Raw genomic sequence first — 6440 nt, 5'->3', positions numbered from 1 at the left:
TCGTAGCCCTTGACCATCTCGGCGCGCTGCACGACCTTCTGGTCCTTCTCGGAGACGTACTGCTGCTTGAGCCGCGAGCCGTCCGCCGCAAGCATGTTGAACTTGACCGTTCCCGAACTCTCGGTGGCGGAGTAGAGCTTCACCGGGATCGAGACCAGACCAAAACTCAGCGTCAACGTGGCGATGGATCGTGCGGCCATGGAAGCTCCCTCAGGACAGACCGTCCATCCTACGTCCGCCGGGTTGCGCGTTCAAGCAACTGCCCGGCCGCCCACCCCGCGGTTGCGCCCGGCCGTGAGCCGGTACATGCTGGCGCATGAGCCGCCCGATCCCCGAGCCGATTTCCATTGCACTGGAGGCCGCGCAGGCCGTCAGCGGACTGCTGCTGGTTCCGCCGGGTGCAACGGCGTGCTTCGTCTTCGCGCATGGTGCTGGCGCAGGGATGACGCATGCCTTCATGTCCGCGTTCGCCGACGGCCTGGCCGACCGGCAGATCGCGACGCTGCGCTATCAGTTTCCCTACATGGAGCGGGGCTCGAGGCGGCCGGACACTCCCGCCGTGGCGCACACGGCAGTGCTGGCGGCTGTCATTGAGGCGGGCCGGCGCTGCTCCGGCATGGCACTGATCGCCGGCGGCAAGTCGTTTGGCGCACGGATGACGTCGCAGGCGCAGGCGGCCAGCCCGTTGCCGGGAGTCAGCGGGCTGGCATTCGTCGGCTTCCCGCTCCATCCTGCGGGCAAGCCTTCCGTGCAACGTGCCGAACACCTGTCCCAGGTTGATGTTCCGATGCTCTTCTTGCAAGGCACACGCGACAAACTGGCCGGGCTCGACTTGTTGAGTCCCGTGGTCGAACGACTGGGACCGGGCGCGACCCTGTCGCTGGCCGATGACGCCGACCATGCCTTCCATGTGCGCGCTCGAAGCGGTCGCACGGATGAGCAGGCGATGTCCGCGATGCTGGACTGCTTTTCCGGGTGGGTCTCGCAGTTGCGAGCGACCTGAGTTGCGCAGGCGCGGCCTGGCGGTTTGCTCGGTTCTAAGCAGAGCGTCGGTCGGACGGCTGGACCACATCTTCCGCGGCCTTGGAGTTCTCGGCCGAACCCTGCTCGCTTGCGGCCCGCCGCATCGGCTTCCTCTGCGCAGCAGGCACAGGCGCCAGCAACATTTCGATCTGCGCGGCGATGCAGTCTCCGCAGGCCTGGTTTCCCCAAGCGGTGCCTACCGGGTAGAACCGTGCTCCACAGAGTTGGCATTCGAACATGATGTCGGTCCTCGAACGTTGCGAGTGTGCAGCGGTTCTGCCTGGCGTTCAGATTTTCAGGGATGCCAACCCCGCTCCCCTATCGACTTGCGCGTACTCCCGCTTTGCGGCACCTTGAATCGGACACTACGCTGCACGAATGCCGACTCCTGAAGTCTCCGGGCCACTGGCGAAGTATTGGCAGAAGCGCGACTTCGCCCAAACGGCGGAGCCGCGCGGTGTGCACGTTGCGACCGCGGACAACCGGTCGTTCGTTGTGCAGAAGCACGCTGCCAGTCGCCTGCACTACGATTTCCGTCTCGAGCTCGGTGGCGTGCTCGTCTCCTGGGCCGTACCGAAGGGCCCGAGCTTCGATCCGGCGGACAAGCGGATCGCCGTTCACGTCGAAGACCATCCGCTCAGCTACGGGTCTTTTGAGGGCAGCATTCCTGCGAAGCAGTACGGCGCGGGCAGCGTAATCGTCTGGGACAACGGCAACTGGGAGCCGATCGGCGATCCGGCAGAGGGTCTTGCCAAGGGCAAATTGCTCTTCAAGCTTCACGGCCAGAAGCTGGCTGGCCTCTGGGAGCTGGTCAGGATCGCCAAGCCGGGCGACAAGCAGGAGCTGTGGATCCTTTTCAAGAAGCGGGGCGACGCGTTCGCACGGCCGAGAGCGGCCTACGACGTGGTGACCGCACTGCCGGACAGCGTCATCGCCAAGCCCTTGGCTGTGCCCGCCTCGAGTTCCTACGGGCCACCGCAACCCGCATCAGCGCCGAAGGGCAGCGCCACCTCCGTTTCCGGCAGATCGCAGACGTCCAGGGCGAGCAGTGCCGTTCCAGGCGCCATCAAGGCTCCGCTGCCCGAGAAGATGTCGCCGCAGCTCGCAACCCTCGCCACCGGCGTCCCCGCAGTCGGGCAGTGGATCTACGAGATCAAGTTCGACGGCTACCGATTGATGTGCCGCATCTCGGATGGCAAGGCGTCGCTCATCACCCGTGGCGGCCACGACTGGTCTGCCAAGATGCTCGGCCTGGTCGCCGAGCTGCAGGGCCTCGGGCTGAAGTCCGCATGGCTCGACGGCGAGATCGTTGTGTTCGGCGACGACGGGCTGCCGAGTTTCAACGCGCTGCAGAAGTCGTTCGACCGCCCCACCGTTTCGGCCGGGATCGACTACTTTGTCTTCGACCTTCCCTACTTCGAAGGCTACGACCTGAGGGCAGTCGAGCTGATCGAGCGACGCCGCTTGCTGAAGGCTTTCCTCGAAGAAAAGGGCAGCGAGCACGTCCGCTTCAGCGCCGACTTTCCCGGCGACGCGGCCTCGGTGCTCCAGTCGGCAGTCAAGCTGGGCCTGGAGGGCGTGATGGCCAAGCGCAGCGACGCGCCCTATTCATCGACGCGCTCCGAGGCATGGCTCAAGCTCAAGTCCAAGCTGCGCCAGGAGTTCGTCGTCTGCGGCTACACCGACCGCAGCGACGGATCGCCGCAGATCGGCAGCCTGCTGCTGGGGCTCTACGACGACGCGGGCGAACTCGTCTCGGTCGGCAGCGTCGGCACCGGCTGGAATGCCGAAGAAGCGGCTCAGCTGAAGAAGAAGCTAGCCAAGCTGGAGATCGCGAAGGCACCATTCCCCGCCGGTGCGGCCAAGCCGGGTCGCTGGTCCCGGCGCCCAGCGGGCAGCGAGCGATGGGTCAAGCCGCGCGTCGTGGCCGAAGTGGAGTACCGCGAGATGACGCCGGACGGCCAGATTCGCCACGCCTCCTACGTCGCGCTGCGTTCCGACAAACCCGCAAAGGCCATCCGCAGGGAGACCGCCAGGACGCCAGCTGGCGGCTTGCCCGTGATGTCGTCGGCAGCCGCCACCCGGGTCACGCACGGCGAGCGTGTCATCGACGCGAGCACGGGACTGACCAAGCTCGACCTCGTGCGCTACTACGAGTCGGTGGCCGACTTCATCCTGCCGCACTTAAAGGGAAGGCCGTGTTCGCTGGTTCGCGGACCGACGGGTGTGGACGGTTCGCTGTTCTTCCAGAAGCACAGTGAGCGTACGGCGATCCCCGGGCTCAAGGACATGGATCCGGCGCTGTGGCCGGGGCATGACGCGCTGCTCGAGGTCGATACCGTGCAAGCCCTCGCCGGCGCCGCGCAGATGAATGCCATTGAGTTCCACACCTGGAATTCGACCGACAAGAACATCAACGCGCCGGACCGGATGATCTTCGACCTCGACCCCGGTGAAGGCACGGCATGGGGGCACGTCCAGGAGGCAGCGACCCTCGTGCGGGGCCTCCTGCAGGAACTCGGGCTCGAGGCCTGGCTGAAGACCAGCGGCGGCAAGGGCCTGCATGTGGTCGTGCCTTTGACCCCGAAGCTCGACTATGACGCGGTGAAGGACTTCTCCCAGGCCATCGTGCAGCATCTTGCCCGGGTGATCCCTGCAAGGTTTGTCGCCAGGAGCGGGCCGTCGAATCGCGTCGGGAAGCTGTTCGTGGACTACCTGCGCAATGGGCATGGTGCGACGACCGCCGCGGCGTTCTCGGCACGCGCGAGGGCCGGCCTGGGCGTGTCGATGCCGGTCGCATGGGATGCCCTGTCCAAGCTCAAAGGGGGCGCGCACTGGAACATCGCCACCGCGCGGGAGCATCTGTCGTTCCAGAAATCAGATCCCTGGGCGGGATACTGGAAGAAGAAGCAGACCCTGAACGCGGCAATGAAGACGCTGGGGTTCAGGCCAGCAGCGTCGCGCCGCGGAGGCAGGTGAGCAGCGATGCGAATCGCGACCTGGAACATCAACAACATCCATTCGCGCTTGCCGCTGTTGCTGGCGTGGCTGGACGCGACCCGGCCGGACGTCGTTGCCTTGCAGGAGATCAAGTCCACCGAGCGGGACTTTCCCATGGCGGAACTCCAGTCGGCGGGCTACGGCGCATTGGTCGTCGGTCAAAAGACGTGGAATGGCGTCGCGCTGCTGGCTCGCGGATCCGACCCTGTGCTCATCCGGCGCGCACTGCCGGGGGACCCACAGGACGCTCAGGCCCGGTACCTGGAAGCAGCCATCGGGGGCGTCATCGTGGCATCGCTGTACCTGCCCAATGGCAATCCCTGGCCGGGGCCGAAGTTCGACTACAAGCTTGCATGGTTCGAACGCCTCATCGCTCACGCGGCCGAGTTGTGGAAGACGGATCATCCGGTCGTTCTCGCTGGCGACTACAACGTCGTTCCCACCGACGCCGATATCTACTCGCCAAAGACATGGCTCGACAATGCCTTGCTGCGGCCAGAGCCGCGGGAGGCTTACCGCCGGCTGCTCGAACAGGGCTGGACCGATGCCCTGCGCAAGCTGCATCCGAAGGAGCCGGTGTACACCTTCTGGGACTACCGCCGAAACCGCTGGGCGCGCAATGCGGGGCTGCGGATCGACCATTTGCTGCTCAGCAAATCACTGAAGGCCAGGCTCGTCGGCGCAGGGGTCGACAAACCGGTTCGGGGGATCGAAGGAGCCAGCGACCACGCGCCGGCTTGGGTCGACTTGGCTTGATGCCGTGGCGCGGTCTGCATTCCGTCAACTCACGCCGATCCGGAACGCGGTTGGCCGAGGAAGAATCGGATCATCTCGGCTGAAGCGTCAGGTCCCGCGCCGTCCGTGTAGGACCCGCTGGCGTGACCGCCAGACCAGGCATGTCCCGCACCATGCAACACCCATGACTCGATGCGCGGGTGTCCCGCCGCGTCCGCATGCACGGTGCGGCTGAAGGCGCGTCCTCGCGGCGTCTTGCCTTCGTGGATGCTCACGCGCAGCGCTGACTCGCCCGACGTTGCCGCATGGGCGTTGCAGGCTTGCTGAATGATTTCGGCGCCGTTCGTCTGCCTCACCGTGTGATCCCGGTCGCCATGAAAAACGATGACGGGCACGGCATGCGAAATTTTCGTGCGCGGCGCAGATGCCGTGCCCGGCAGGTTCGCCTGGCCACCCATCGAACGGGGGCTCGCCTTCATGGCGGCCAGGGCGGAGGGGATGTCGTGCGCCGCGCGGTACGGCAGGCCGGAATGGGCACCGATCGCGGCGTAGAGATCGGGATAGGTCTCGCCCATGACCACCGCCATGGCCGCACCGGCCGAGAGCCCCGCCACGAAGATGCGGCGTGGGTCCACGAGGTGATGCAACGCGACCTCGCGCGTGATGCCGGCGATCAGCGAAGGCTCGCCGCTGTCGCGCATCTGATCTTGCGCATTGAACCAGTTCCAGCACTTCGATGCGTTCGCGTTCGCTGCCTGCTCTGGGTAGACGACGAGGAACCCATGCTCTTCGGCCAGCCGATTCATCTGCGTGCCGGCTGCGAAGTCGTCGGGCGATTGGGTGCAGCCATGGAGCATCACGATCATCGGCACCGGCGTGTCCGGAATGCGCGTGGGCACATAGAGCTTGTAGGCTCGTTTTCCTGCTCGATTGCTGAATTCGCGAGTCACGAACTCTCCTGGCGCTGGAGCCTCGTTCGTGACCGGCGCTCGACGTGTCGCAGTGCCTTCGTCCGGCGTTGTGTTCACGACGCGTGCCACCACGTCGATGACGGAGGCGTCAACGCCCTGTGGCGCCGGTGCGCTCTCGATACCGGCCGATGCGAGCGCCCGCCGGATGGTTTCAGTCACGTCCAGCATCGGCCCCGACTTGGTCTGCAGGCCGGCCGACGCAAGCGCGCGCTCGATCGTTTCGTTGATGTTGATGGTGCTGAAGGCTGGTGCCTGTGGGCCGAAACGGTGGTTCATGAGGAGCTTTCTGCTGAAGGTTAAAAGTCAGATCATTCGATCGGCCAGTGCGCGGCGCACCGCAGCGCTGGCATGGAAAGCGCCAAGGACCGAAACCGATTCAATGGCAGCGCGCGCCAATTCCGGTGTGACGTCGTCGGCAATGCGTGCGAGCCCGACGACCTGGATCCGCAATCGTTCGCCGCTGGCGGCTGCGCGCTCCAGGTCAGCCCGGCTGCAGTCCAATAGCCCGACCATCAGGGTGCGGCGGGAGACGGTCTGCTTGACGGCATCCGCGTGCAAGACCAGCTGGTTGCGTACGGCGGTACGAACCAGGTCGGAGCGGTTTGAATAGAAGCCCTCCTGCACCAGCAGGTCGACTTGGCCGAGATCGACGACACCCATGTTGATGGTCATCTTCTCCGTCTCGCCGACCCGTTGTCTGGGTTCGATCAC

Annotated in this window: 6 protein-coding genes; 3 read left to right on the top strand and 3 right to left on the bottom strand. The window is 65.4% G+C overall.

The annotated features are described in order from the left end of the window. A partial coding sequence (locus H0W40_RS18515; RefSeq protein WP_367153845.1) for a Ku protein occupies nucleotides 1-200 on the bottom strand: 200 nt, incomplete at its 3' end. A 116-nt stretch (nucleotides 201-316) separates the two neighbouring features. Here H0W40_RS18515 and H0W40_RS18510 point away from each other — a divergent pair. From H0W40_RS18510 to H0W40_RS18500, 3 genes are all read left to right on the top strand, one after another. Next, nucleotides 317-1003, top strand: coding sequence for an alpha/beta family hydrolase (locus H0W40_RS18510; protein ID WP_292449200.1), 687 nt, complete (start codon nucleotides 317-319; stop codon nucleotides 1001-1003). A gap of 398 nt (nucleotides 1004-1401) precedes the next feature. Continuing rightward, a complete protein-coding gene (ligD, locus tag H0W40_RS18505; RefSeq protein ID WP_292449198.1) occupies nucleotides 1402-4002 on the top strand; it encodes a DNA ligase D in 2601 nt (866 codons plus the stop codon). Between the two features lie 6 nt (nucleotides 4003-4008). Continuing rightward, nucleotides 4009-4779, top strand: coding sequence for an exodeoxyribonuclease III (locus tag H0W40_RS18500; RefSeq protein WP_292449196.1), 771 nt, complete (start codon nucleotides 4009-4011; stop codon nucleotides 4777-4779). Nucleotides 4780-4808: 29 nt separating this feature from the next. Here H0W40_RS18500 and H0W40_RS18495 read toward each other — a convergent pair whose 3' ends face one another. Together H0W40_RS18495 and H0W40_RS18490 are read right to left on the bottom strand one after the other, a co-directional pair. Further along, nucleotides 4809-6005 carry a PHB depolymerase family esterase gene (locus H0W40_RS18495; RefSeq protein ID WP_292449194.1) on the bottom strand — a complete coding sequence of 399 codons (1197 nt, stop codon included), beginning with the start codon at nucleotides 6003-6005 and terminating at the stop codon, nucleotides 4809-4811. A 27-nt stretch (nucleotides 6006-6032) separates the two neighbouring features. Further along, the gene (locus tag H0W40_RS18490; RefSeq protein WP_292449202.1) at nucleotides 6033-6401 is read right to left on the bottom strand and encodes a CopG family transcriptional regulator; all 369 of its coding nucleotides are present in this window, start codon (nucleotides 6399-6401) and stop codon (nucleotides 6033-6035) included. Nucleotides 6402-6440 lie beyond the last annotated feature (39 nt).

Origin of the sequence: Methylibium sp., assembly GCF_013817345.1 — a bacterium.
Lineage (GTDB): Bacteria > Pseudomonadota > Gammaproteobacteria > Burkholderiales > Burkholderiaceae_C > Methylibium.
Note: the sequence above shows the minus strand (reverse complement) of the source record. Positions and strands in the feature narration are given on the sequence as shown.

Excerpts from the sequence above, each read along its gene's own strand:
- H0W40_RS18495 (WP_292449194.1), bottom strand. The coding sequence starts at position 6,005 with ATGAACCACCGTTTCGGCCCACAGGCACCAGCCTTCAGCACCATCAAC.
- H0W40_RS18500 (WP_292449196.1), top strand. The coding sequence starts at position 4,009 with ATGCGAATCGCGACCTGGAACATCAACAACATCCATTCGCGCTTGCCG.
- H0W40_RS18490 (WP_292449202.1), bottom strand. The coding sequence starts at position 6,401 with ATGACCATCAACATGGGTGTCGTCGATCTCGGCCAAGTCGACCTGCTG.
- H0W40_RS18510 (WP_292449200.1), top strand. The coding sequence starts at position 317 with ATGAGCCGCCCGATCCCCGAGCCGATTTCCATTGCACTGGAGGCCGCG.
- ligD (WP_292449198.1), top strand. The coding sequence starts at position 1,402 with ATGCCGACTCCTGAAGTCTCCGGGCCACTGGCGAAGTATTGGCAGAAG.